Below are 24,752 nucleotides of genomic sequence, written 5' to 3'. Positions count from 1 at the left end.
CAGTCGGGGGCCGACCCCGACGCACACAGACCGGAGGGCGGGTGCACACTGCACCCGCCCTCCGGTCTTCTCTCTGCGCGCAGTGGTCGCAGTGCGCGGTCTCTGTTCCTGCCCGCAGAACTGAACGACACCCGCTCGGTCTGAGACCGCACGCGCTGGTCCGATCCAGCGCGCACGGATCAGAACCGAGCGGTTGCCTCGTCGAGGTCGGTCAGGACCGCCGCGGGCGCGGCTGGTCGCCCGAATCGCGGCCGCCATCGACCGCGCCACCTGAGGGGTCACTGTCAGCGGCGCTCTCTCCGGGGCCCGACGCGGAACCGCGCTCCTGCGCGGAGTCGTGGATCGCCTCGGCGAGCCTGTCCTCCGCTTCGTCGAGGACCGCTCCCGCCTCCGTGTCCGCCTCCGTGGCCTCCGGCGGCGCGGATCCGCCGCGAGGGCCGTTCGCGTGGACGATGTAGGTGACGACCGTGTTGAGCACCGCGATCGCCGGAACCGCGAAGAGCGCACCGACGATGCCGAAGAGGAAGCCGCCGGCCGCGACGGCGAGGACGACGGCGAGCGGGTGGACGGAGACGGCCTTGCCCATGAGAAACGGCTGGAGGACGTGGCCTTCGAGCTGCTGGACGCCGATGACGACGGCGAGCATGATGATCGCGGCGACCGGTCCGTTGGAGACGAGCGCGACGACGACGGCGACGACACCCGAGGCGATCGCACCGACGATCGGGATGAACGAGGAGAGGAAGACGAGCAGGGTGAGCGGGAGGACCAGCGGGATCCCGAGGATCGCCGCACCGATGCCGATGCCGATCGCGTCGACGCCGGCGACGAGGATCTGCACCCGCACGTACTGCGTGAGCGTCGTCCAACCGCGCTGAGCGGCGCCGATCGCCACGGGCTGGGCGGGCAGCGGGAGGAGGTTCATCACCCAGCGGAAGATCCGCTTGCCGTCGTAGAGGAAGAAGAACGTCGTGAACAGGCACAGGAGCAGGCCGGCGAGGAAGGATCCGACCGAGGAGGTCGCCTGCAGCGCACCGCCGAGCAGCTCCGAGCTGTTGGACTGGAGGAACTGCGTCGCCGATTCGATGCCGTCGTTGATGTAGCCCGAGATCGTCCGCGAGTCGATGCCGAACGGGTTCTGCGAGAGCCAGTCGCTGATGCTCGAGAAGCCGGCCATGACCTGCGTGACGAGGTCGGGCATCCCCGAGTAGATCTGCTGGCCGACGAGGGTGAAGAGCCCGGCGACGAGGATGATGAACCCGAAGAAGGCGATGATCGTCGCGAGCACCCGCGGCATCCCCTTCTTCACGAACCATCCGGTCAGCGGGCCGAGGAGGGCGGCGAGGAGAAGGGCGATGAGGACGGGCAGGAGGACATGCCAGACCTTCGAGAGCAGCCAGAATCCGACGCCGATCCCGATGAGGACGACGATCGAACGCCACGACCAGGCTGCGGCGACGCGCAGTCCCGGGGAGACGTAGGGCTCGGATCCGGCCTCGACGCGGGAATGGGCGATCGCCTCGGGGCTGATCTCTCCCGCGTGGCCTTCATCGCGGTCGGGTCGGCCTGCGCTCTCGCCCCGTCGCTTCGACGTCCAGGCGCCGCGCAGCCGGTACTGTGATGGCGTGTTCTCGTTCTCTGACATGCTCCAACAATAGTTGGTCTCCACGCACCGCAGGTGGAATGATGACCGGAGAGGGAGGGTGATTCTTGTGGGAAAGCGCATGCTCTACGCCGTCGCCACCATGACAGGCACAGCTGTCGGAATCGGAGCGTCGGCGGCAGGCCTGCTCCGGCACCAGGCCTCGTCCCTGCGACGGGGGTTCGACGACGACGCCGACCGTCCCTTCCCCTCCATCGCCGAGGTGGTGCCCCCACCCGCCGGCACCGCAGCCGATGCCGGTCCGGCCACCGGTGACGATGATCCGGCGACCCTGGCCGTCATCGGCGATTCGTGGGTGTGCGGGATCGGCATCGACGATCCCCACGACGCCCCGGCCATGCTCATCGCCCGCGGGCTCGCGCGCCTGCTCGGCACCTCGGTGCGGGTCGAGTCGACGGCGCGGCCGTCGGCGCTCTCCGACGATCTCGCGGCACAGGTCGACGAGATCCTGCGCTCGACTCGTCTCTCCCGCCAGGGGTCCGACTCGCCACGGTCCGATCGGCGTCGGTTCGCGATCATCTCGATCGGCACCGGCGACGTCATCCACCCCATCCACGGACCCATCGGCATCCCGGCCCTCAACCAGGCGATCAACCGCCTCCAGCGCGAAGGTCGGTACACAGTCTTCGTCCTCGTCTGCCCCAACCTCGGCGGGCTGCCGGGTCTGCGCGACCCGCTGAAAACGGTGCTCCGCCGGTCTTCCCGGGTCCTCGCAGGATCGCAGTGGCTCGCCGCGCTCGCGGCGCGGGCGGTGCCGCTGCAGGCGACCGGGTCACTGACCGGAACGACCCGGAAATCGCTGCTCAACGAATCCGGGCGCTTCCCCAGCGCACTCGGATATGCGCAGCTCGCCTCGACCGTGCTCGCGGCCATCGCCGAACGCATCGACGCCCGCATCGCCGTCGACCGCACCCATGACATCCCCGATGACACGCGCGAGGCGCCCACGGACGCCGAGGCTGCAGAGTCCGCGGACGCCGAGGCTGCCGACGCCGCGACACCCGCCCAAGCGAGCCCCGCCGAGGCGGGAGGGACCGACCGGTGATCCCCGTCGTCCTCGCCTCGCAGTCACCGTCGAGGCGCGAGATCCTCACGGCCTCGGGCATCGATCCCACCGTCATCGTCTCCGAGGTCGATGAGCACGCGATCGAGGAGACGTTCACCGGGTCCGTCGGCGACCTCACCACCGCGCTCTCCGCGGCCAAGGCGCAGGCCGTTCTCGACCGCATCGAAGGCATGGAGCCCGACGATCTCCCCGAGTCCCTGCGCGAGGCGGCCACGGCCGTCGTCATCGCCGGCGATTCACTCCTCGAGCACAACGGCCAGGCGATCGGGAAGCCGGGCACTGCCGAACGCACCCGCGAGATCTGGGCGGACATGGCGGGGGCGTGGACGACGCTGCACTCCGGGCACACGCTCGCCCTGCTCGAGCGGGCAACGACCGCTGAGCGCTTCGCGGCCCGCGACCTGCGCTCGCGCCGCTCGTCGACCGCCGTGCTCATCGGCACCCCCACCCCTGCCGAGCTCGAGGCCTACATCGCCACCGAAGAGCCGTTCCACGTCGCCGGGGCACTGACGATCGACGGGTACGGCGGAGCGTTCGTCGAGCGGCTCGACGGCGACCATCTCACCGTGCTCGGGCTCAGCCTGCCCGTTGTGAGGGAACTCGCGCAGGACATGGGCCTCTTCTGGCCCGATCTCTGGTCCTCCCGGGGTTAGACTCGGACAGGTCGAGCGGACACGCCCGAACACCTTGAAGTTTTGCGCTCAGGTTTTTATCGGTGGCCTACAAAGAGTTGGCGGCAATCCCTAAATTGATCTGTGATCATACAAAAGGAGCGCCATGACCACAGTCCTCCCCGACGAGACGACCGCATCGCTGTCCACGCACGTCCCCACGGCCCCAGTGCGCCGCATCCTCATCGCCAATCGCGGTGAGATCGCCCTGCGCATCATCCGGGCGGCCCACGATCTGGGACTCAAGGCGATCGCCGTCTACACCCGAGCCGATGCGGACGCCGAGTTCGTCTCGCTCGCCGATGACGCCTGGCTGCTCGAGGGCACCGGCGCTGGGGAGACCTACCTCGACATCGACAAGATCCTCGCCCTTGCCAAGCGCTCCGGGGCCGACGCCATCCACCCCGGCTACGGCTACCTCGCCGAGAACGCCCTCTTCGCCCAGGCCGTCATCGACGCCGGGCTCACCTGGGTCGGGCCTCCCCCGGCTGCCATCGAACTCCTCGGCGACAAGTCCGGTGCCCGTGAGGTCGCCGAGGCGGTCTCCGCCCCGGTCGCACCCGGCTCCGACGGCGCCGTCGCCGATCTCGCCGAAGCCGCCGAGGTCGCCGAGCGCATCGGCTACCCCGTCGTCATCAAGGCCGTCCACGGCGGCGGCGGCCGCGGCTTCCGCGCCTGCGCAAGCGCTGACGACCTCGAGACCGCCTACGCGGCCGCGACCCGGGAGGCACTCGCCGCCTTCGGTCGCGGCGAATGCCTCATCGAGAAGCAGATCGTCCACCCGCGCCACATCGAGACCCAGTGCCTGGCCGACTCGTTCGGCAATGTCCGCGTCCTCTCGACCCGTGACTGCACGCTCCAGCGCCGCAACCAGAAGATCGTCGAAGAGGCGCCGGCCCCGTTCCTCACCGAGGAGCAGGAGCGCATCGTCACCGAGGCCTCGATCCGCGTCCTCGCCCACGTCGGCTACGTGGGTGCCGCCACCTGCGAGTTCCTCCTCGGCACCGACGGCACGATCATCTTCATGGAGGCCAACGCCCGCATCCAGGTCGAGCACACCGTCACCGAGGAGGTCACGGGAGTCGATCTCGTCGGCTGGCAGCTACGCATCGCCTCGGGCGAACGCCTGCCCGATGCCTTCCCCGCCGTCCGCGGACACTCCATCCAGTTCCGCATCAACGCCGAGGATCCCACGACCTTCTTCCCCGCCACCGGCACCGTGAAGAACTACCGGGCACCGGCCGGACCCGGTGTGCGGCTCGATTCGGGCATCGGCGAGGGCAGCGTCGTCGGCACCGACTTCGACCCGATGCTCGCGAAGCTCATCATCACCGGCGCCGATCGCGATCAGGCACTGGCCCGGTCCCGGCGGGCGCTTGCCGAATACCGCATCGACGGCGTCTCGACGCTGCTGCCGCTGCACCGCGTCCTCGTCTCCGAACCGGCCTTCGCCGGGGACTTCGACGTGTGGACCAACTGGCTCGAAACCGCGTTCGTCAACCCGCTCGCCACACCGAACACAGGAGATCACATGAGCACCTCTGCTGACAGCTTCAGTGTCGTCGTCGAGGTCGACGGTCGACGGATGACGGTCTCGGTTCCCAAGGACGTCATCTCCGACCTCGGACATGTGCCGAGCCCGAGCGTGCCGCGCCGCAAGCGCAACCTCCGCCGCAAGGGCGCTCAGCTCGCCGACGAGTCGAATGCGCTCAACGCCCCGATGCAGGGCACGATCGTCTCGGTCGCCGTGTCCGCCGGCGACGTCGTCGAAGCCGGTGACACGCTCGCCGTCATCGAGGCGATGAAGATGGAACAGCCCCTCAAGGCCGGCCACTCGGGCACGGTCTCCGAGGTCCTCGTCGACGCGGGCACCGCTGTGAAGTCGGGTGAGCCGATCATCCGCTTCGCCGCCTGAGACCCGGTCTCTGCCCCGCTGCCCGGATCACCGACGCAGGTCGGTGATCCGGGCACCGATGTATTCGGACTCGGCGTCGTTGCCCGGGCACTCGAGGGCCTCGTTGAATGCCTCTTCGGCGTCGGCGTCGCGACCGAGCTCGCGCAGGGTGATCGCCCGTGCGATGTGGAACGGCCGGTGACGGCGCAGCCGGGGTTCTGAGGCGAGGGCGTCGAGGGCGGTCAGCGCCGCGCCGGGACCGTCGACCCGCCCGCGGACCACGGCGAGGTTGAGGGCGACGACCGGGGAGGGGTCGAGCCTGACAAGCATCCGGTAGAGGACGAGGATCTGGGCCCAGTCGGTGTCTTCGTAGGTGGCAGCCTCTGCGTGGAGGGCGGCGATCGCCGCCTGCACCGTGTACGGCCCGGCGCCCGGGCGACCGGCCGCGGTCCGCGCGAGACCGAGCCCCTCGGCGATGAGGGTGGAGTTCCAGTCGGCCCGATCCTGCTCGGACAGCGGGATCGGCGAACCGTCGGCGGCGATCCGCGCCGCCGCCCGCGCTCGGGTGAGCAGTAGCAGAGCGAGGAGACCGAGCGCCTCCGTCGATTCGGGCAGGAGCCGCACGAGGAGGCGGCTGAGCCCGATCGCCTCCTCCTGGACGTCGACGCGGGCATGGGACGGACCGGTCGAGGCGGTGAATCCCTGGGTGAAGACGAGGTAGACGGCGCGGAGCACCCCCGGCAGGCGCTCCTCGAGCTCGGTGGGTCCGGGTCGGCCGAAGGGGATGCCGGTGGCTGTGATCCGCTTCTTCGCGCGCACGATCCGCTGCTGCATCGCCGTCGTGTCGACGAGGAAGGCCGCCGCCACCTCGGCGGTGGTCCAGCCGGCGAGGAAGCGAAGGATGAGCACGATCCTCTCGCCCTCGCGCAGAGTGGGATGGGCGCACGTGAAGAAGAGCCCCAGCCGTTCGTCGGGGATGTCGACTGAGCTCAGGGCCTCGCCGAGGCGGTCGGCGTGGTCCTCGTGGTCCCCCGGCTGGGTCTCGTCCTCGATCCGGAGGCGGGCAAGGCTGCGTGCGCGGGTCGCATCGGTGCGGATGAGGTCGATCGCGCGGTTCTTCGCCGTCGTCATCAGCCACGCCTGTGGACGCTGTGGGACGCCGCGGGCCGGCCAGGACTCGACGGCACGGACCATGGCATCGGCCAGAGCCTCCTCTGCGAGGTCGAGGTCGTGGAACTTCGTCGCGAGAGCGGCGAGCAGCCGCCCGTGGTCCTCGCGCCCGATGGCGGTGAGCACCAGGGCGGCGTCCGTCCCGGCGGTGTCCATCAGTAGTCGGCGACCGGTCCGATCTCGATGTGCCCGGCGCGCGATCCGGGGCTCCGCTTCGCCCAGGCGATCGCGTCGTCGATCGTCGGGACCTCGATGACGTAGCTGCCGCCGACGAATTCGCCGGATTCGGCGAACGGCCCGGAGGTGACGACGGAGTCGCTGACCCGCACCCCGTGTTCGGGTCCGTCGAGGGCGAAGCCGCCGACGACGATGCCCGCGTCGGTGATCTCCTTGTCGAAGGCCATGAACTCGGCCGGGTCGGGACCGCCGTCCTCGCCGCAGTCGGCGTCGGTGACGTTGCCCATGAGCAGCAGTGCGTACTTCATGTCTCTCTCCCTTGGTCCGAGGCTCCTGGCGGGAGCCTATCGATGTCGGGCGGAGGTGCCTGACACCACTCTGACGTATCGGGGAGGGCGAAATCGACAGCTGCGGGAGGGAAATTCCCTAGAGGTGCCGGTGGAGTCGGCGCGATGCCTCGGTCAGCGAGCCGCTGAGCGAGGGATAGACGACGAAGGAGGCCGAGAGCTGGTCGACAGTGAGGCGGTTCTCCACGGCTATGGTGATGGGGAGGATGAGTTCACTGGCGCGCGGGCCGACGACGACGCCGCCGAGGATCGATCCGGAGCCGCGCCGGGCGAAGATCTTGACGAAGCCGTCCTCGATGCCGAGCATCTTCGCCCTCGGGTTCGTGTCGAGCGGGAGCATGACGGTGTCGATGTCCGTGGGGTTCTCGCGGTAGTTCTGCTGTGTGAAGCCGACGGTCGCGATCTCTGGAGCGGTGAAGACGTTCGAGGCGACATTGCGCAGCTTGAGCGGCTGCACGGCATCGCCGAGAGCGTGCGACATCGCGATCCGGCCCTGCATCGCCGCGACCGAGGCGAGCGGGAGGACGCCGGTGCAGTCGCCCGCGGCATAGATGCCCGGACGCGAGGTGCGGGAGACGCCGTCGACGACGATGTGTCCCGACTCGCTGACCTTGACCCCGGCGGCTTCGAGTCCGAGGTCGGCGGTATTGGGGATCGAGCCGACGGCCATGAGGCAGTGCGAACCTTCGACCCGGCGGCCGTCGGCGAGAGTGACTTCGACCCCGTTCTCGGTGCGCTTGACCGATTCGGCACGGGAGCGGGAGAGAACGTTCATGCCCTTGGCGCGGAAGACGGACTCGAGGACGTCTGCGGCGTCCTCGTCCTGCCCTGGCAGGACCTTCTCGCGCGAGGAGACGAGGGTGACGTTCGCTCCGAGCGCGCGATACGCCGAGGCGAACTCGGCACCCGTGACACCGGAGCCGACGACGATGAGGTGTTCGGGCAGCTCTTCGAGTTCGTAGAGCTGCGTCCACGAGAGGATCCGCTCGCCGTCGGGCTTCGCGGTGTCGAGTTCGCGGGGGTGGGCGCCGACGGCGAGCAGGATCGTCGAGGCGCGCAGCGTGTACTCGGTCCCGTTCTTCTCGACGACTTCCACCCGGTCGCGGTCGACGAGCTTCGCGCTGCCCTTGATGACCTTGACGCCGGCGCGGATGAGCCCGTCGTGGATGTCGTCGGCCTGAGCGTCGGCGAGGGAGAGGATGCGCTCATTGACGGCTTTGAGGTCCGCGACCACCCGGTCGTGGTCGGGGGTCTCCTCGTGGTCGTCGTCGGCGGCGGTGATCCGGATGCCGAGGCTCGCCGAGCGCGTGATCTCATCCATCATCTCCGCCGTGGCGATGAGGGACTTCGAGGGCACGACGTCGGTGACGACGGCGGCACCGCCGCAGCGATTGCGTTCGATGAGCATGACGTCGGCGCCGAGCTGGGCGGCGGCGAGAGCGGCTTCGTAGCCGCCGGGGCCTCCGCCGATGACGACGACGCGATCTGCTGCGGATTCAAATTCTTCGTTCACGGCTCAATCCTCTCAAATCGCCGGGGCCTGGGCGAATGAGCACTCCGGGTGCTCCTGGGCGGTGCCGACGAGCACCCTCGCGGTGAGGCTCAGGCCTCGGTCCCCTCGGCGGCGTCGGACCCGGCGGCCGATCCCGCACCGGCGGCGGTCGCCTCGGCGAAATCGACAACCTCGGCGGTGTCGCGGTGGAGGGCGGAGAGGGTGACGTAGGACTGTGCGTTCGCCCGGACCTTCTCGACCGCGTCGTCGCTCATCGCCCGGCGCACCTTGCCGGGGACGCCGGCGACGAGCGAGCGAGGTGGGATGTCGGTGCCCTCGAGCACGACGGTGCCGGCGGCGATGAGGGATTCGGTTCCGATGTGGGCGTCGTTGAGGACGGTCGCGTGCATGCCGATGAGGACGTCGTCGTCGACTCTCGCGCCGTGGACGAGGGCCTGGTGGCCGATCGACACCCGCTTGCCGATGACGACGGGTTTGCCCTCGTCGGTGTGCATGACGGTGTTGTCCTGGACGTTCGAGTCCTCGCCGATCGTGATCGGCGCCTTCTCGGCCCGGAGCACGCAGCCGTAGAAGATGCCGGCGCCCCGCTTCACGTGGACGTCGCCGACAAGGGTGGCTCCGGCTGCGACGAATGCTCCGGGATCGATCTGCGGGGTGTGCCCTCCGACCGAGATGATGCGTGCCTGCGAATCCGTCATGAGTCCTCCATCGGTTCTCTCGTCCTCGTGTGAGTGTTCTGTGCTCGCGCTCTCGGGTGCCGGGCCTCGTCGGCGAGAGCGCACGACGTCGTGCGCACCGGCTCACTCGGCGCGGTGCCGGACCACGGGATGGGACCGTCACCGCTGTCAGTCTACCCACCCCGTCGGCGGCGTCCCGGCGGTCGGATTCCCGGCCGCACCGCGCGCGTCACGCGGGTCCTCGACTTCATGTCTGCGGCGGGTGCCATTCACTTCGAGGACACCCGGCTTCTGCAGAGTGAGACGCGCGATGGACGGATTTGCGTCGAGGACCCCATAGCAGGAGAATGGGCAGAATATTTGTCAGAAACTTCACACTGCCAGACTCTTGTGTGCCCAAAACGGTTATGTGAACCTTGACTGTGAGAGTGAGCGCGCCTCTGTTGACGTGCGCGCACACCAGGTTTCACCCATCTCCGTCGAAAGGTCACCATGGATTGGCGACACCGTGCAGCGTGCCTCAATGAGGATCCGGAACTGTTCTTCCCCATCGGGAACACGGGACCAGCCCTGCTTCAGATCGAAGAGGCCAAGACTGTGTGCCGTCGCTGCGAAGTGGCCGAGACCTGCCTCCAGTGGGCACTCGAATCCGGACAGGATGCGGGCGTCTGGGGCGGACTGAGTGAAGACGAGCGCCGCGCGCTCAAGCGCCGGGCCGCCCGGGCACGTCGCGCAGGCTGACCGCGCGGAACCCGCACCCCCATTCTTCGTCAGAGTCCCCTGCTTCGACCGCGATCACCGTGATCGGAGCTGGGGACTCTGTCATGTCCGCACGCCTGCCGCGACGGCACAACCGCCCGAGCACACCGCACTCTTCGCGCCACACCGCACGCGCGTCTGCACATCGCACGCGTGGCGCCACGACATACCCGCAGCGCCACACCGCACGCGCAGCCCAGCACCTCAGCGGCGCAGCGACACAACCTCCCCGTGCACGTGGATGATTCTGCGCTACGGGTGCGGGATGGCGCAGCGGGCGCTCGGTGCAGGACGGCCCATGAGTGGATGATTCGGTGCTGCGCGTGCTCAGTCGTACGAGTCGGGACGCAGCGGCACGTCGAGGATCGCCTCGGTGCCGCCGCCGTCGCGCTCCCGCCACTGGATCGAACCGGCGAGGTCCGCGGAGACGAGAGTCCGCACGATCTGCGTGCCCAGACCGTTGCCCGGGCTCTGCGCGTCACCGAGTCCGACCCCGTCGTCGGCGATCGTGACATGGAGGTGGTCCCCGTCGCGTTCGGGGATGACCCACACGTGCCCTTCGAGGGTCTCCCCCGGTCCGAGGCTCTCCTGCTTCTCGAGCGGGAAGCCGTGCTCGATGGCGTTGGTGATGAGCTCGGTGATGGCAAGGGCCAGAGAGGTCGCATCGGCTGAGGAGATCGTCCCGAAGCTGCCGCGTCGCTGAAGGCTGACCTGGACGAGCGGACTCGTCAACTCCGGGGTGAGCCGAAGGCCCTTGTCGACGACCTCGTCGAAGTCGACCTCCGATTCCACTCCCTGACTGAGCACATCGTGGACGACGGCGATGATCGAGACCCTCCGCATCGCCTCCGACAGCGCGGCCTTCGCGGCAGGGTTGTCGATGCGCCTCGTCTGCAGGCGCAGCAGCGCGGAGACCGTCTGCAGGTTGTTCTTCACCCGATGGTGCATCTCCTTGATCATCGCGTCGCGGGAGAGCAGCTCGCGCTTGCGCCGCCTGATCTCCGAGACGTCGCGGGCGAGCACGATCGCCCCGGTCCGCTGCCCGTCGTCGGTGAGCGGGATCGCCCGAAGCGACACGCTTGTGCGCCCGACCTCGAGCTCGGTGCGCCAGGGCGCCCGGCCGGTGAGCACGAGCGGCAGCGTCTCGTCGACCTGTCGGAGCTCCGTGCTCAGAGTCGAGACCACCTCGGCGAGGTAAGCGCCCTCGATCTCGCCCCCGTGTCCGAGACGGTGCATGAGCGAGACCGCGTTCGGGGAGGCGTACTGGACGCGTGAGTCACGGTCGAGGACGAAGATGCCGTCACCGACCCGCGGTTCGCCGTGGCGGACTCCGCTCGGCGCCTCACGGTCGGGGAACGCCCCCTGCGCGATCATCGTGAGCAGAGCCATCGCTGCCTCACGGTAGTGCTTCTCCAGCCGCGACGAACCCCTCCGGCGCAGGTCTTCCGAGTAGCGGACGAGGATCGCGATCGTCTCCCCGTGGCGGACCAGCGGCACCGCCTCCGCACACACCTCGGTCTCCTCGGTGCCCACGCCCACGCCGAGGCACTTCGCCGGTGCGACCTCGGTCACGAGCTCCCCCGACCGCACCGCGGCGCCGAGGAGGTCCTTCTCCAGACCCGTCGCCCGAGCACCGAGGAGGTCCCGGTTGAACAGCGTCGGGCCCGTGGTCGGCCGCGCATGCGCGACGACCGTGTAAGCCCCGGATGCCGAGGGCACCCAGAGCACGAGGTCGGCGAAGGAGAGATCGGCGATGAGCTGCCAGTCCCCCACGAGGAGGTGGAGGTACTCGACATCGGCCTCGTCGGTGATGCCTTCGGCGGCGAGCTGTTCGTTGAGCACGGTGTCCCTCTCGGTGGTCCTCGTCAGCGGTCCGGCGAGTCGTCAGCGGGCTCGGGGTCCGACCCCGAGCCCGCTGAGACGAACGCTATCATCAGGCGCTGTGCTCGGACTCCCAGGCCGAGGACCGCACCACACCGCGCATCATGCGCAGGAGCACCGACAGGGGCGCCTGCGTGACGGTCTCCAGCGCGAGGACGGTCTCGATGGTCTCGAGCACGCGGGCGGCGACCGTCTCGTTGCGTTCGAGCCATTCGCTCAGCCGCTGCTTCGCACGTTCATCGGGGCTGCCCGAGATCGGCGAGTCCGTGGCCGCGATGACGGAGCCGGCGACCGAGAGGATCGCGGAGTAGAAGTCGTCGCGCAGGGAACCGCGGGCCAGCGCCGACCAGCGGTCGGAGCGGTCGAGGTCTCCGATGAGCGCGAGCACCTGCGAACCCGAGAACATGTCGTTGACGGCGTAGTACACCTCGGCGACATCCTCGGCGGACTCGTTGGTCCGCGCTGCGAGCTGGGTGATGTCGAGGAGGGCGAACTCGTCGAGCAGAGCAGCCGCGCGCCATGCGAGCTCCTCGGGCACACCGTCGTCGATGTAGCCCTGTGCCTTGGCCTGCATCGCCTCGGCGTCGAAGCCGTCGACGAGGTCGGGCACGCGCGAGCGCAGGGCGGCGACGACCTTGCCGTAGTTCTCGATGCCCGAATCGACGTCGAGGGTGTCCGGGGCCTGCTGGACGAGCCAGCGCGAGGACCGGTCGAGCAGCCGCACATAGTCGTGCTGGAGCCGGACCTGGACCTCGGTCGGCACCTGGTTGTCGAGCGCGGTGATCGCGTCGAAGAAGTCGTCGAGGCCGAAGATCTCGGAGACGACGACGAAGACGCGTGCGATCTGCGGCACCGAGGCAGGAGTCTCCTCGAGCATCCGGTAGACGTAGGTGAGTCCGCCGCGGTCGACCATGCGATTGACGAGCTTCGCCGTGGCGATCTCCCGATGCAGCGGGTGCTCGGGGATGAGCTCCCCGTACTGCTCGACGAGAGCGTCGGGGAAGTAGCCTGCGAGCTCCCGCTGCATCCAGGCCTCATCGGGCACGACGCTGTCGAGGATCTCATCGGCGGCGTGCATCTTCGCGTACGCGAGCAGCACCGCGAGCTCCGGGGAGACGTACGAGCTGAACTCGCGCTTCGCAAGCTCCTCGGCGTTGGGCAGGAACTCGACCTGGCGATCGAGGTCGGCGTGCTTCTCGAGGTAGGCGAGCATGCGGCCGTAGGTGCCCGACATCGCCTCCGTCTGCGACCTGGCCTCGCCGAGGAGGACGTTCTGCGAGTAGTTGTTCGCGAGCACCCGTTCGGCGACGTCGTCGGTGAAGGAGAGCAGCACCTTCTCGCGGTCCTCGGCGGCGAACGCCCCCTTCTGCAGGAGGGTGCGCAGCAGCAGCTTGATGTTGACCTCGTGGTCGGAGCTGTCGACGCCGGCGGAGTTGTCGACGGCGTCGGTGTTGATCGCGACCCCGTTCAGTGCCGCTTCGACGCGTCCGAGCTGGGTCACGCCGAGGTTGCCGCCCTCGCCGATGACCCGTGCCCTGACCTCGTCGCCGTTGATCCGGATGGCGTCGTTCGACTTGTCGCCGACGTCGGCGTGGCTCTCGTCCGAGGACTTGATGTACGTGCCGATGCCGCCGTTGTAGAGCAGGTCGACCGGCGCGGCGAGGATCTCGGACATGAGCTCGGCAGGGCTCCGCTTGCCGGGCTCGACGCCGATGGCGGCGGCTGCCTCGGGGCTGAGGTCGATCGACTTCGCCGACCGCGGGTAGACCCCGCCGCCTGCGGAGATGAGCTCGCGGTCGTAGTCCTGCCAGCTCGACCGCGGGAGGTCGAAGAGGCGGCGGCGCTCGACGAAGCTCGCTGCGGCGTCCGGGTTCGGGTCGATGAAGATGTCGCGGTGGTCGAAGGCGGCGACGAGGCGGATGTGCTCGCTGCGGAGCATGCCGTTGCCGAAGACGTCACCGCTCATATCGCCGATGCCGACGACGGTGAAGTCGTCGACGTCGGTGTTGACGCCGATCTCGCGGAAGTGGCGTTCGACGGACTTCCACGCACCGCGGGAGGTGATCGCCATCTTCTTGTGGTCGTAGCCGACCGAACCGCCGGAGGCGAAGGCATCGCCGAGCCAGAAGCCGCGGCGCTCGGCGATCGCATTGGCGACGTCGGAGAAGCGGGCGGTGCCCTTATCGGCGGCGACGACGAGGTAGTAGTCATCACCGTCATGGCGCACGACGCGGTCGGGATGGACGACCTGCTGGGTGCCGTCGGAGGCGTAGACGAGGTTGTCGGCGACTTCGAGGAGGCTTTCGATGAAGACCTCGTACGCGGCCTGGCCGGCGGCCATCCACGCATCCCTGTCGCTCATCGGAGGCAGCTGCTTGGGGAAGAATCCGCCCTTGGCTCCCGTGGGCACGATGAGGGCGTTCTTGACCATCTGCGCCTTGACGAGGCCGAGGACCTCGGTGCGGAAGTCGTCTCGCCGGTCCGACCAGCGCAGGCCGCCGCGGGCGACGGTGCCGAAGCGCAGGTGCACGCCCTCGACCTGCGGGGAGTACACCCACATCTCCAGCGCCGGCTTCGGCTTCGGGACGAAGCTGAGCTCGGTCGGACGGATCTTGAGCACGAGCGCCGTCGGCAGCTCGCCCGAGGCGTTCTGGAAGTAGTTCGTCCGCAGGGTGGCCCGCAGGAGCTCGAGCGAGGACCGCAGCACACGGTCGGCGTCGAGGCTCGCGACGTCGCCGAGAGCGGTCTCGATCGCTTCGTCGAGCCTCGCCATCTCCGCGTCGCGCCCGGCGTCGTCGGCGTCCGGATCGAACTTCGCGAAGAAGTAGTCGACGAGGAGGCGGGAGATCTCCGGGTTGTCGCTGTAGACCTCGCCGACGTAGGCGTCGGAGTAGGTGAACCCGGCCTGGCGCAGGTACTTCCCCAGCGCCCGGATGATCGTCACGTGCTGCCAGTCGAGTCCCGCAACGACGAGGCGGTCGAAGACTCCGGCCTCCTTGCGGCCCTCCCATCCGGCGATGAAGGCCTCGGCGACTCGGTCGAAGTCGGCGTCGTCGAGGTCGCGGTCGAACCGCAGACCGAAGTCGTAGATGTAGCGATGGGTGCCGTCGGCGAGGTCGAGCTCGTAGGGCCGCTCGTCGAGCACGGTCGCGCCGAAGGCCGTGAGGTAGGGCAGCACCTCGGACAGGCCCACGCGTCCGTTGCGATAGAGGGCGAGGCGGATCGGCGCGTCGTCGACGTCGTTGGGGCGGTAGAGGCGCACCGCCGGACCCTCACCGGATTCGATCGCCTCGAAGCGGGCGACGTCGGCGACGGCGTCGGCGGGTGTGTGGTACTCCCCGTATCCGGGCGGGAAGGAGCGCGACCACAGGTCGGCACGGGCCAGGGCCGTCCCGCTGTCCCCGCGTTCGGCGGGAGCGAGGAACGCGTGGACGTCCTCGGACCACGAGCGCACTGCGGCGACGATGCGCTTCTCGACGGTCTCCCGATCGATCTGGGGCAGTTCGGCGTCGCGGGCGACGCGGGCGACGAAGTGGATGCGGGCCAGCGCCGACTCGGTGAGGAGGACGTCGAAGTCGACGCTCTCGGCGTTGTAGAACTGGCGCAGGACCTCCTGGACGCGCACGCGTGCCGCGGTGTCGTAGAGGTCGCGGGGCATGTAGAGGATGACGGAGACGAAGCGCTGGTAGGGGTCGGTGCGGACGAAGACGCGCGACTGGCGGCGCTCCTGCATGTCGACGATCTGCATGACGACGTCGAAGATGTCCTGCGTGTCCTCGTGCATGAGGTCATCGCGCGGGTAGGTCTCGAGGATGCCGAGGAGCTCGTTGGCCGAGTGCGAGCCGGTGGGGAACCCGCTCGCGGAGAGGATCTTGCGCACCTTGCGGTTGATGACCGGGATGTTGAGGACGCTGTCGTTGTAGAACTCGGGCTTGAAGACACCGACGAAGCGGCGTTCGCCGACGATCTCGCCGGTCTCGTCGAAGGTCTTCACCCCGATGTAGTCCATGAACGATCCGCGGATGACGCGGGAGCGCGAGTTCGCCTTCGTGAGCACGAGGACGTGCGGTTCGAGCGCCTTCTCGGCCACGGCGTTCGACAGCGGGGACTTCGCGAGCGGACGCAGGGCCGAGATCCCCAGCGACGTGTGCTCGATCGGTTCGAGGCTGCTTGCCTCCGCGTCGTGGCGGTAGTCGTACTCGCGGTAGCCGAGGAACGTGAAGTGGCCGTCGAGCCAGGTGAGCAGCTCGGCGGCGGCTTCGGCCTCGGAGGCGAGCTCCGGACGCGGCGGCTTGGCATGGAGTTCGGCGGCGATCGACTTCGCCTTCTCGGCCATCGCGGTGGCGTCCTGCGCGGCGGCGGCGACGTAGTCGAGGACGCTGCGCAGCTGATCCTCGAGGGCCGCGAAGTCCTCCTCGGGGAGACGGTCGATCTCGAGCCGGATCCACGACTGCTGTTCGGGGTGGTCGGCGTCCGCCTCGGCGGCGTCCTCGCTGATGACCGGCAGGCCTGCGGTGTCCGCGGAGACGGCGGGCGCCTCGGCGGGTGAGAGCACGGTGAGGTCGCCTCCGCGGCCGTCGACGGCGATGATCGGGTGGTGGACGAGGCGGATGGCACGCCCGCTCGCGGCGAGGTCGGAGACGATCGACGAGACGAGGTGCGGCATGTCGGGCAGCACCATGGCGATCACGGTGTGGTTGTCGAGGAACTCCGGCGAGTCGACCGACGGGTTGTAGATCCGAATGGCGGGGGTGGTGCCGTCATAGTCGATGCCGAGTGCGTAGTGGGTCGCTGCCGCCGCCGCGAGAGCCTCCGCCCCCGCCTCGGCGGTGCCCGGCTCGAACCGGGGGTAGTACGCTTCGATGAAATTCTCGGGGGCGCCCTGCCCCTTCTGCTTCCTCCACTCTCCAGCAATGTCCGAATATGAGACCTGAGACACCTTTACACCTCTACGATCAGCGCACAATTATTGTCGCCGGCTCGTCTGCGGGCCGGCATCCCCAACACTATGCCCAATCGGCGACAAAGGCACGCCGGTCAGCGTGCCGTGATGGGAGCCTGACCTGCTGGCAGACTGGGACCATGCGAACTCTCACACTCAGCCACGACTACACGATCGGACTCACCGATTTCCTCGCCCTCCTCGCCGATGCCGCGACGTGGGAGGCGCTCGGTTCGGAGGCGAGCACCAAGCGGGTCGATCCCGACACCGAGGTGACGGTGCGGACTGCGGTTCCGGCAGGGGAGCTGCCGCCGACGCTGGCCGCACAGCTGCCCTCGGGAGCGGAGCTCGTCGAGATCTACATGGTCCCCGGCGACGTCATCGGGGACGCGGCTGAGGTGAGGATGACCGCCCGGGCGGCCGGCGTGCCCGTCGAGATCGACGCGCTCATCTCCCTGACCGCGCAGGGCACGGGGACGGCGCTGACGATCCGGGCGGAGATCAGCTCCTCGGTTCCGCTCTTCGGTCCGATGATCGAGCAGGCCCTCGTCCCCATCCTCGAGGCCCGGCTCAGGGAGCGGCTCGAGCGGCTCGCCGAGCGCTGAGGCGCCCCGCCCGCAGCCGTGTGGGCTCAGCCGCGGGCGCGCAGGAGGTCGTCGAGTTCGCTGCGGTCGTACCAGAGGAGATCGGACTCGCCGAGGCGGTCCTCGGCTGACCCGATGTCACCGGCACTCAGTGCCTCGTCCCAGACCTCTGCCTCGTCGAGGTGGAAGCTCGCCACCGCATCCATGTCGACTCCCTCGAGGGTGAGGAGGTCGAAGCCCTCGGCGAGCGGCTGACGAGCCGCCGCGGCGGGCGCGTCGTAGGCGACGACGACGCGCGGCGATGGCGGCTGGGCGCCGAGTGCGTCGACGGCAGCCAGGGCGGCGGCGATGCCCATCGCGGCGAACTCGCGTTCCTCGATGTCGTCGGCGCGCAACCCGGAGACCGACGCATCCGGGGCGACGGCGATCGTCGCCGTGAGGCCCGCGCCGAGTGCGGCCAGGGTCGTGGGAATGTAGCAGCGTACGGCCATGCCCCCCATCCTAGGGTGTGCGCAGACGCTCGCGCCTACGCACCCGCCTGCGGGCCGGCAGCAGGAGTGCGGCGGCCTCCCCGATCTCCCGGGAGAGCACCGACCGCGGATTCGCCTCGTGCAGCGTCCGCCCCGCCAGCAGGGCGGCGTCGACCGTCGCCCGGTCGTCGCTGAGGACGAAGTCGGGAGCCCGCCCGGCGAACCGTTCGAGTGCTTCGCTGATCCGCCGCTGGGCGGGCGCCCCGACTGCCGAGGCGCGCACCTTCGTGATTCCGATCCGCATCCGCTCCCGCGCCTCCTCGGCCCGGTCGGTGCCGAGGAGGCGCACGAGCTTCTGCAGACCGATGGGGTCTCCTGCGGCGAGGACGACGACGGTGTCGGCGGCCTCGAGGGCGGCCCGGGTCGCGCAGTGGCGGTCGTAGAAGGGATCGGCGAACTCGTCGTCGGGGTCGATCCGATCGGAGACGTCGACGATGACGAGGTCGTAGAGTCCCGCGAGGTCGGTGAGGACGGACCGGAGCACGGCACCGCGCACCTCCGGCCAGCGCTCGGGTCGCGTGAGTCCCGTGACGACGTGGAGGTCATCGCGGACGACGGCGTGCGGCACCGCTGCGACCTCGGTGGGCGGCGACTTCTCCGCGGTGAGTCGGCACAGGCTCGCCAGGTGGGAGGACTCCTCGGTCAGGCCCAGCGTCGTCGCCACCATCGCGCCCACCGTGTCGGCATCGACGATGACGCATCGGTGCCCGCGTCGGGCCGCATGGTCGCCGAGGTTGACGGCCGTGAGGGTGCGTCCGGGAGACGATCCGGTCCCCCACACGGTGACGATCCGACCGGCAGCCCGGGCCCGACCCGGCGGAGTCGTCGGCCGGGGAGGGACGATGGCGCTGCGGGTGACGTCGTCGAGGGCGCGGGCGACGGTGGCCTCATCGGCGGTCGCCGGCACGGAGGCGGTGATGCCGAGACGCCCGAGCGCTGCCGTGTCCGCGCCGACGCCGAGCACCTTCGTGCCCGTCGCAGCGATCTGGGCGACGACCTCGGCGTCGAGACCCGGGAAGTACTCCCCGACGATCGCGATGTCGGCGGCACCGGTGCGGCACAGGGCGAGGAGTTCGATCTCGTCGGCGGGTCGGGCGACGACGTCGACGTCGTCGAGGTCGCTGAGGAGTTCGAAGAGGATGAGGTCGAATTCGAAGTCGACGGCGAGGAGCACCTGGGTCATGGCGCTCCCACCGCTCCGGGCGCCCCGACCACGGAGAGGACGCTGCCGCCGTCGAGTGCGGCCAGCACCTGCGCCAGCGCCTCGGTGGGGACGAACACCTCGATCCGCGCCCCGTCGCCGACTCCGAAGCTGCCGACGTCTCGGGTGATGTGGGCGACCGGGGCCGCGCTGACGAGCTGTTCCGGTTCGGCCTCGGCCTCATCGAGCCCTGAGGAGTCGGGCTGTGCCCACACATCGACGAGGCTGCCGGTGTCGACGACGGAGGGCACCGAGCCGGGCACGTCGATCGCGACGATCCGACCCTCGAGTTCGGCCATCGGCGCCACCGCCGAGGCCGGGACGAGTTCGCCGGGGGCGATGACCGTGCGCACGCTCGTATCCGCAGGCAGCGCGGTCTCTGCTGAGAGGTACTTCTCCCCGACGTCGGCGAGGTTGACCTCGGCGACGACGAGGTCGTCGGCGCTCACCGCCTGACCGGGGACGAGTGCCGCCGCACTCGCCCAGACCCTGGTCGTCGCCGTCGCAGCCCCGACGAGGAGATAGGTCGCGACGATCGCCGCGATGACGAGGACGGCACCGACGAGCAGGCGCGCATCGGTCCAGCGGGGAGGGCGAAAGCGTCTCGAGAGCTCCATTGCATCTCCGATTCGGCAGAATTTTCCATGACAGGAACTGCTTGTGAGTGATAGTATCGAACACCAAACGAGGTCAAAGCAATGATTTCGGTAAAATCAGTCGTCGCGTGGAACTTGGGAGAACCCTCATGGTCGTCGAAAACCGCTTCCTGCCGCTCACCGATGTGGCCGAGCTGCTCAATGTCTCGATCGCTCAGGCCCGTGCCCTCGTGCGCACCGGCGATCTCCGCGCCATCAAGGTCGGCGGCCGCGGGCAGTGGCGCGTCGAGAAGGCCGAGATCGAGGCCTACATCCAGCGGATGTACGAGAGGACCGAGCACGAGATCAAGGCCGGCCTCATCGACGACTGACCGTCGGTCGGCTCCGAGTGACCGTGCGGTCAGACGGCCCACCGGGCTCCGCTGCGCCTCTGCCGCACGCGCGTCGCGCAGACCGCTCGGCCGCCTGCTCATCGATCCCGTCCGCCGCGCGCTAGGCAAAGGGGTTCACCTTCGTCTGCACCGCCGCGATGCGCGCGAGCGGGACGATCCGCCCGGCGATCTCGGCGTAGTCGGCGGCGACCATCTCGAGGTGCCCGCGGACCGTCCCGCGGGAGGCCCTGAGTTCGATGGCGATCTCCTCGTGCATCGCCGCGAGCCGACGCAGAGCCGAGGCCATGCCGAGGCGCTCGAGGACGTCCTCGTCCCGACGATGCCTGCGGGTGCCGACTCGGAGCTCGAACACGCCGGCCAGGGAGACGATCGTCGTCTCAGCGGCGGTGAGGACGATGATCCCCGCCCCGAGGGACGTCAGCCTCCCCGTGATCTCGCGGCTGTCGGTCGAGACCCGGATCTCGTGTCCGAGCGCTCCGCGCAGACGCTCGAGGAGCGTGCGCTCGGCGGCATGGGAGGCGAGCTCATCGGCGAGTTCGCCCCGACGGGCGTGACGCTGCTGCCATGCGTGCATGGCTTCGAGGTCGTCGAGGAAGGCATCGATGCGCTCATCCATACGGTGAAGCTTGCCCGAGGCGGTCGCACCGCGCAAGAGCCGACGACGAAACTACAGCGGAGTAGTTATCCCGGGACTGTTGACATCAAACTTCATCAAACGTCAATATAGTCGTACATCAACTATCGAGGATGTTCGACATGTTTCTTCTTGCGCTCTGTGCCATCACCTGGCTCGCTCTGCTCGGGTCGTCGGTGTCCCTGTGGGTCCTGCTCGAGCGGCCGCTCGGAGCGAGCGACCTCGTCATCCTCGTGCTCGTCACCACGGCCGCCGCAGCGTTCGCCCGGCTCGGCCTCATCTCCCTGCTCGGTCTCGCGCTGCGGATCCTCCCGCACGGCCGAGTGCGCTCGTGGGTCTCGGCGCTCGCACTGCGCTGGGCGCCGCGCCTGCTCGGATCGACCATCCTCGCCGCCGTCGCAGTCACCGGCACCGCGGTGACCGGCTCCGCTTCCGACCGGGTCCGTGATCCGAGCGCCGAGGCGGTGTCTGCGACCGCAGCCCTCGACCCCGACCGAGCACCCGATCCGGGGTGGCCGACGATCCCCGCGGACCCGCGGGATCCGGGATGGCCGACGACTGGCCCGGACGATGACGACCGCCTCGGCGATCCCCCACCCCCGACGGACCCACCCGACGGCGCCGAGGCCTCCGACGGCGACGGGACCGCTGACGATGCGGACGAGGCCGATGACCGCGATGGATCCGATTCCCCGCGCACGCACGTCGTCACTGCCGGTGAGAGCCTGTGGTCGATCGCGGGCGAGCTCATCGGGGCGGGCGACTCGCAGGCCGAACTCGTCGCTGACATCTACGCGGACAACCGGGACGCGATCGGGCCCGACCCCGATCTCATCATGCCCGGACAGCGATTGGTCATCCGCTCATGACCGCCCCTCTCGTCCTCAGCCGTCCTCGCCGCGCCGCGCACAGGGCATCCGTCCCGCGACCGCCGACGACACCCGTCGAACCGATCGCCGACGACGCCGACCGCATCGCCGCAACGGCGACGTCGCTGGCCGTCGCCTGTCTCGAGATCTTCGCCGGAGTGCGGAGGAGCGAGTCGATCGGCCGCTGGGTCGATGCGGAACTGCTCGCGAAGATCGACCGGCGCGCGCGGCTGCGTGCGGAGATCGCCCCGGTCTCCACGGTCCGCGACCACGGCGCCGCACGCACACTGCAGGCGGGACGGGTGCGGGTCTGCCGCGTCCACGCGACCGTCGCCGAAGCGACGGTCATGGTCCGCACCCAGTCTCGATTCCGGGCTGTCGCGGTCCGCCTCGAGCTCATCGCGAACCGGTGGACGATGACGGCTCTGGAGACGATGTGACGATCGCCCCGAGACGGCTCTCGGGGCGATCATCGGACTCAGCGCAGTCTCAGCGCTTGGCCTTCTTCTTCGCCCGGCGCTGCGCGCGGTTGGCCGGCTGCGGTGTTTCGTCGGACTCGGAGGAGTCCTCGGAGACCGCGGTGCCGCCGTCCTCGGAAGGCGCCGAGAGCTGCATCTTCGGGGTCGTGTGGCGCAGCTCCGCCGCATCGACCTCGACCTCGTCGTCCTCCCCGCCGCTGCCTTCCTGGCGGTTGACGGTCACCTGCAGGGTGTCGGTGAGGCGGACGACGTCCTCCTTGATCCCGTCCTGCATGGTCGTGAACATCTCGAAGCCCTCGCGCTGGTATTCGACGAGGGGATCGCGCTGGGCCATCGCCCGCAGCCCGATGCCGTTCTTGAGGTAGTCCATCTCGTAGAGGTGCTCGCGCCAGCGACGGTCGATGACCGAGAGGACGACGCGGCGCTCGAGTTCACGGGTCGCCTCCTCGCCGAGCTCCTCCTCCCGCTGGGCGTAGAAGACCTCGATGTCGGACTGGATCTCCGCATTCAGGCGGTTCTTCGTGAGGTTGCCCAGTCCTCCGACCTCCTCGGCGAGGTCCTCCTCGGTGATCGAGGGGGTGTAGATCTTGCCGAGGGCCTCGAAGAGCTCGTCGACCTTCCACTCCTCGACGGGTCCGGTCGTCGCCGCCTGGACGTAGGCGTCGATGACCTGCTCGCGGAAGCTCGCGACCTGGTCGGCGAGATCCTCACCGTCGAGCACCTTCCGCCGCTCGTCGTAGATGACGGTGCGCTGCCGGTTGAGGACGTCGTCGTACTTGAGCACGTTCTTGCGCTGTTCGGCGTTGCGCTGCTCGATCTGCGTCTGGGCCGAGAGGATGGCGCGGGTGACCATCTTCGATTCGAGCGGAACGTCATCGGGGACATTGGCCGTGGCCATGATCCGCTCCGCCGCTCCCGACCCGAACAGGCGCATGAGGTCGTCGGTGAGCGAGAGGTAGAACCGGCTCTCGCCCGGATCCCCCTGGCGTCCCGAACGGCCGCGCAGCTGGTTGTCGATGCGCCGCGACTCGTGGCGTTCGGTGCCGAGGACGTAGAGTCCGCCGAGTTCGACGACCTCTGCGGCCTCCGCCTCGACCTTCTCCTCCGCCTCGGCGAGGACCTCCTGCCACTGCGCCTCGTACTCCTCGGCGTCGTCGACGGGGTCGAGCCCGCGCTTCTCCATCTCGGACACGGCGATGAACTCGGCGTTGCCGCCGAGCATGATGTCGGTGCCGCGGCCGGCCATGTTCGTCGCCACAGTGACCGCGCCCTTCCGGCCGGCCAGCGCGACGATCGCCGCCTCACGCGCGTGGTTCTTGGCGTTGAGGACCTCGTGGCGCACCCCGCGCTTGGCGAGGTGCTTCGAGAGGTACTCGCTCTTCTCGACGCTCGTCGTGCCCACGAGCACCGGCTGACCGGTCTCATGGCGTTGGACGATGTCGTCGACGACGGCGTCGAACTTCGCGACTTCGTTCTTGTAGACGAAGTCCGGCTGGTCGACGCGCTGCATCGGCTTGTTCGTCGGGATGGGGACGACGCCGAGCTTGTAGGTCGACATGAACTCCGCGGCCTCGGTCTCGGCGGTGCCGGTCATGCCCGAGAGCTTGTCGTAGAGCCGGAAGTAGTTCTGCAGCGTGATCGTCGCCAGGGTCTGGTTCTCGGCCTGGACCTTGACCTTCTCCTTGGCCTCGATCGCCTGGTGCAGGCCCTCGTTGTAGCGCCGCCCCTTGAGCACACGTCCGGTGTGCTCGTCGACGATGAGGACCTCGCCGTCGAGGAGGACGTAGTCCTTGTCCTTCTTGAACAGCTCCTTGGCGCGGATGGCGTTGTTGAGGAAGCTGATGAGCGGAGTGTTCTCCGCGTCGTAGAGGTTGCCGATGCCGAGGTAGTCCTCGACGCGCTCGATGCCGGGTTCGAGGACGCCGACGGTGCGCTTCTTCTCGTCGACCTCGTAGTCCCGGTCGGCCTTGAGGCGGCCGACGACCTTGGCGAACTCCTCGTACCATCGGTTCGCGTCGCCCTCGGCGGGGCCGGAGATGATGAGCGGGGTGCGGGCCTCGTCGATGAGGATCGAGTCGACCTCATCGACGATGGCGAAGGAATGGCCGCGCTGGACGAGCTCCTCGGCCGACCACGCCATGTTGTCGCGGAGGTAGTCGAAGCCGAACTCGTTGTTCGTGCCGTAGGTGATGTCCGCGGCGTACTGCTTCCGTCGCTCGTCGGCGGGCATGTTCGCCTGGATGCAGCCCGTCTCCATCCCGAGGAAGCGGAAGACGCGGCCCATGAGCTCCGACTGGTAGGTCGCGAGGTAGTCGTTGACGGTGATGATGTGGACGCCGCCGCCGGTGAGCGCGTTGAGGTAGGCGGGGGCCGTGGCCACGAGCGTCTTGCCCTCACCGGTCTTCATCTCGGCGATGTTGCCGAGGTGGAGTGCGGCTCCGCCCATGAGCTGGACGTCGAAGTGCCGCATGCCGAGTGTCCGGCCCGAGGTCTCGCGCACCGCGGCGAAGGCCTCCGGCAGCAGCGAGTCGAGTGATTCGCCGTCCTCAACGCGCTTGCGGAAGCGGTCGGTCTCCTCGCGCAGCTCGGCGTCGGACATCTCGCCGAACTCGTCGGACAGCGCATTGATCGCGTCCGTGTACCGGCGGAGCTTCTTGAGCGTGCGGCCCTCACCGGTGCGCAGAAGCTTCTCGAGGATATTAGCCAC

At 69.0% G+C, this 24,752-nt stretch carries 20 protein-coding genes; 8 read left to right on the top strand and 12 right to left on the bottom strand.

Annotation, left to right across the window (positions count from 1 at the left end; translation table 11 throughout):
• Window positions 1-211: 211 nt before the first annotated feature.
• Window positions 212-1,645 (bottom strand): AI-2E family transporter, encoded by a 1,434-nt coding sequence (locus BC102111_RS13375; protein ID WP_101624580.1) that lies wholly within the window; start codon window positions 1,643-1,645, stop codon window positions 212-214.
• 67 nt (window positions 1,646-1,712) lie between these two features.
• On the opposite strand from BC102111_RS13375, the gene BC102111_RS13370 reads away from it, so the two are divergent.
• From BC102111_RS13370 to BC102111_RS13360, 3 genes are all read left to right on the top strand, one after another.
• Entirely contained in the window at window positions 1,713-2,708 is a 996-nt protein-coding gene (locus BC102111_RS13370; RefSeq protein WP_101624579.1) for an SGNH/GDSL hydrolase family protein, read from the top strand.
• Window positions 2,705-3,382 carry a Maf family protein gene (locus tag BC102111_RS13365; RefSeq protein WP_009374881.1) on the top strand — a complete coding sequence of 226 codons (678 nt, stop codon included), beginning with the start codon at window positions 2,705-2,707 and terminating at the stop codon, window positions 3,380-3,382. The genes BC102111_RS13370 and BC102111_RS13365 overlap by 4 nt, the downstream gene beginning before the upstream one ends.
• Before the next feature lie 124 nt (window positions 3,383-3,506).
• On the top strand, window positions 3,507-5,315 hold the full coding sequence (locus BC102111_RS13360; protein ID WP_009374880.1) for an acetyl/propionyl/methylcrotonyl-CoA carboxylase subunit alpha: 1,809 nt from the start codon (window positions 3,507-3,509) through the stop codon (window positions 5,313-5,315).
• A gap of 27 nt (window positions 5,316-5,342) precedes the next feature.
• Here the strand turns inward: BC102111_RS13360 and BC102111_RS13355 are convergent, their stop codons facing one another.
• From BC102111_RS13355 to BC102111_RS13340, 4 genes are all read right to left on the bottom strand, one after another.
• On the bottom strand, window positions 5,343-6,620 hold the full coding sequence (locus tag BC102111_RS13355) for an RNA polymerase sigma factor (protein WP_009374879.1): 1,278 nt from the start codon (window positions 6,618-6,620) through the stop codon (window positions 5,343-5,345).
• On the bottom strand, window positions 6,620-6,949 hold the full coding sequence (locus BC102111_RS13350) for a YciI family protein (protein WP_009374878.1): 330 nt from the start codon (window positions 6,947-6,949) through the stop codon (window positions 6,620-6,622). Before BC102111_RS13350 ends, BC102111_RS13355 begins: the two co-directional genes overlap by 1 nt.
• Before the next feature lie 118 nt (window positions 6,950-7,067).
• The gene (locus BC102111_RS13345) at window positions 7,068-8,501 is read right to left on the bottom strand and encodes an NAD(P)H-quinone dehydrogenase (protein WP_009374877.1); all 1,434 of its coding nucleotides are present in this window, start codon (window positions 8,499-8,501) and stop codon (window positions 7,068-7,070) included.
• Between the two features lie 89 nt (window positions 8,502-8,590).
• The gene (locus BC102111_RS13340; protein WP_063249416.1) at window positions 8,591-9,199 is read right to left on the bottom strand and encodes a gamma carbonic anhydrase family protein; all 609 of its coding nucleotides are present in this window, start codon (window positions 9,197-9,199) and stop codon (window positions 8,591-8,593) included.
• Window positions 9,200-9,670: 471 nt separating this feature from the next.
• On the opposite strand from BC102111_RS13340, the gene BC102111_RS13335 reads away from it, so the two are divergent.
• On the top strand, window positions 9,671-9,919 hold the full coding sequence (locus BC102111_RS13335) for a WhiB family transcriptional regulator (RefSeq protein WP_009374875.1): 249 nt from the start codon (window positions 9,671-9,673) through the stop codon (window positions 9,917-9,919).
• A 345-nt stretch (window positions 9,920-10,264) separates the two neighbouring features.
• Here BC102111_RS13335 and BC102111_RS13330 read toward each other — a convergent pair whose 3' ends face one another.
• Together BC102111_RS13330 and BC102111_RS13325 are read right to left on the bottom strand one after the other, a co-directional pair.
• Complete coding sequence (locus BC102111_RS13330; protein WP_009374874.1) at window positions 10,265-11,779, bottom strand: sensor histidine kinase; 1,515 nt, start codon at window positions 11,777-11,779, stop codon at window positions 10,265-10,267.
• Window positions 11,780-11,870: 91 nt separating this feature from the next.
• Window positions 11,871-16,757 (bottom strand): NAD-glutamate dehydrogenase, encoded by a 4,887-nt coding sequence (locus tag BC102111_RS13325; RefSeq protein WP_101624578.1) that lies wholly within the window; start codon window positions 16,755-16,757, stop codon window positions 11,871-11,873.
• Between the two features lie 143 nt (window positions 16,758-16,900).
• Here BC102111_RS13325 and BC102111_RS13320 point away from each other — a divergent pair, with 143 nt between their 5' ends.
• Window positions 16,901-17,365 carry a DUF2505 domain-containing protein gene (locus BC102111_RS13320; RefSeq protein ID WP_009374872.1) on the top strand — a complete coding sequence of 155 codons (465 nt, stop codon included), beginning with the start codon at window positions 16,901-16,903 and terminating at the stop codon, window positions 17,363-17,365.
• Window positions 17,366-17,391: 26 nt separating this feature from the next.
• Here BC102111_RS13320 and BC102111_RS13315 read toward each other — a convergent pair whose 3' ends face one another.
• The 3 genes from BC102111_RS13315 to BC102111_RS13305 are packed head-to-tail and all read right to left on the bottom strand — an operon-like array spanning window position 17,392 to window position 19,692.
• Window positions 17,392-17,835, bottom strand: coding sequence for a DUF6912 family protein (locus BC102111_RS13315; protein WP_101624577.1), 444 nt, complete (start codon window positions 17,833-17,835; stop codon window positions 17,392-17,394).
• 10 nt (window positions 17,836-17,845) lie between these two features.
• Window positions 17,846-19,057 (bottom strand): CpaE/TadZ family protein, encoded by a 1,212-nt coding sequence (locus BC102111_RS13310; RefSeq protein ID WP_101624576.1) that lies wholly within the window; start codon window positions 19,055-19,057, stop codon window positions 17,846-17,848.
• Window positions 19,054-19,692, bottom strand: coding sequence for a hypothetical protein (locus BC102111_RS13305; protein WP_009374869.1), 639 nt, complete (start codon window positions 19,690-19,692; stop codon window positions 19,054-19,056). Before BC102111_RS13305 ends, BC102111_RS13310 begins: the two co-directional genes overlap by 4 nt.
• 128 nt (window positions 19,693-19,820) lie before the next feature.
• On the opposite strand from BC102111_RS13305, the gene BC102111_RS13300 reads away from it, so the two are divergent.
• Entirely contained in the window at window positions 19,821-20,042 is a 222-nt protein-coding gene (locus BC102111_RS13300) for a helix-turn-helix domain-containing protein (protein WP_009374868.1), read from the top strand.
• 121 nt (window positions 20,043-20,163) lie between these two features.
• Here the strand turns inward: BC102111_RS13300 and BC102111_RS13295 are convergent, their stop codons facing one another.
• Window positions 20,164-20,679 (bottom strand): hypothetical protein, encoded by a 516-nt coding sequence (locus BC102111_RS13295; protein WP_009374867.1) that lies wholly within the window; start codon window positions 20,677-20,679, stop codon window positions 20,164-20,166.
• Window positions 20,680-20,819: 140 nt separating this feature from the next.
• Between BC102111_RS13295 and BC102111_RS13290 the strand changes: the two genes are divergently transcribed.
• Entirely contained in the window at window positions 20,820-21,566 is a 747-nt protein-coding gene (locus tag BC102111_RS13290) for a LysM peptidoglycan-binding domain-containing protein (RefSeq protein WP_180960648.1), read from the top strand.
• Entirely contained in the window at window positions 21,563-22,006 is a 444-nt protein-coding gene (locus BC102111_RS13285; protein WP_009374865.1) for an Rv3235 family protein, read from the top strand. Before BC102111_RS13290 ends, BC102111_RS13285 begins: the two co-directional genes overlap by 4 nt.
• A gap of 49 nt (window positions 22,007-22,055) precedes the next feature.
• Here the strand turns inward: BC102111_RS13285 and secA are convergent, their stop codons facing one another.
• Complete coding sequence (secA, locus tag BC102111_RS13280; protein ID WP_101624574.1) at window positions 22,056-24,752, bottom strand: preprotein translocase subunit SecA; 2,697 nt, start codon at window positions 24,750-24,752, stop codon at window positions 22,056-22,058.

Origin of the sequence: Brevibacterium casei CIP 102111 (assembly GCF_900169275.1) — a bacterium.
GTDB lineage: Bacteria > Actinomycetota > Actinomycetes > Actinomycetales > Brevibacteriaceae > Brevibacterium > Brevibacterium casei.
The sequence above is the reverse complement of the archived record's forward strand: the minus strand, read 5'-3'. Positions and strand labels throughout refer to the sequence as shown.

Coding starts and splice junctions, on each gene's coding strand:
- BC102111_RS13310 (WP_101624576.1), bottom strand. CDS start 19,057: ATGACCCAGGTGCTCCTCGCCGTCGACTTCGAATTCGACCTCATCCTC.
- BC102111_RS13360 (WP_009374880.1), top strand. CDS start 3,507: ATGACCACAGTCCTCCCCGACGAGACGACCGCATCGCTGTCCACGCAC.
- BC102111_RS13290 (WP_180960648.1), top strand. CDS start 20,820: ATGTTTCTTCTTGCGCTCTGTGCCATCACCTGGCTCGCTCTGCTCGGG.
- BC102111_RS13300 (WP_009374868.1), top strand. CDS start 19,821: ATGGTCGTCGAAAACCGCTTCCTGCCGCTCACCGATGTGGCCGAGCTG.
- BC102111_RS13285 (WP_009374865.1), top strand. CDS start 21,563: ATGACCGCCCCTCTCGTCCTCAGCCGTCCTCGCCGCGCCGCGCACAGG.
- BC102111_RS13355 (WP_009374879.1), bottom strand. CDS start 6,620: ATGGACACCGCCGGGACGGACGCCGCCCTGGTGCTCACCGCCATCGGG.
- BC102111_RS13340 (WP_063249416.1), bottom strand. CDS start 9,199: ATGACGGATTCGCAGGCACGCATCATCTCGGTCGGAGGGCACACCCCG.
- BC102111_RS13350 (WP_009374878.1), bottom strand. CDS start 6,949: ATGAAGTACGCACTGCTGCTCATGGGCAACGTCACCGACGCCGACTGC.
- BC102111_RS13335 (WP_009374875.1), top strand. CDS start 9,671: ATGGATTGGCGACACCGTGCAGCGTGCCTCAATGAGGATCCGGAACTG.
- BC102111_RS13305 (WP_009374869.1), bottom strand. CDS start 19,692: ATGGAGCTCTCGAGACGCTTTCGCCCTCCCCGCTGGACCGATGCGCGC.
- BC102111_RS13315 (WP_101624577.1), bottom strand. CDS start 17,835: ATGGCCGTACGCTGCTACATTCCCACGACCCTGGCCGCACTCGGCGCG.
- BC102111_RS13295 (WP_009374867.1), bottom strand. CDS start 20,679: ATGGATGAGCGCATCGATGCCTTCCTCGACGACCTCGAAGCCATGCAC.
- BC102111_RS13320 (WP_009374872.1), top strand. CDS start 16,901: ATGCGAACTCTCACACTCAGCCACGACTACACGATCGGACTCACCGAT.
- BC102111_RS13375 (WP_101624580.1), bottom strand. CDS start 1,645: ATGTCAGAGAACGAGAACACGCCATCACAGTACCGGCTGCGCGGCGCC.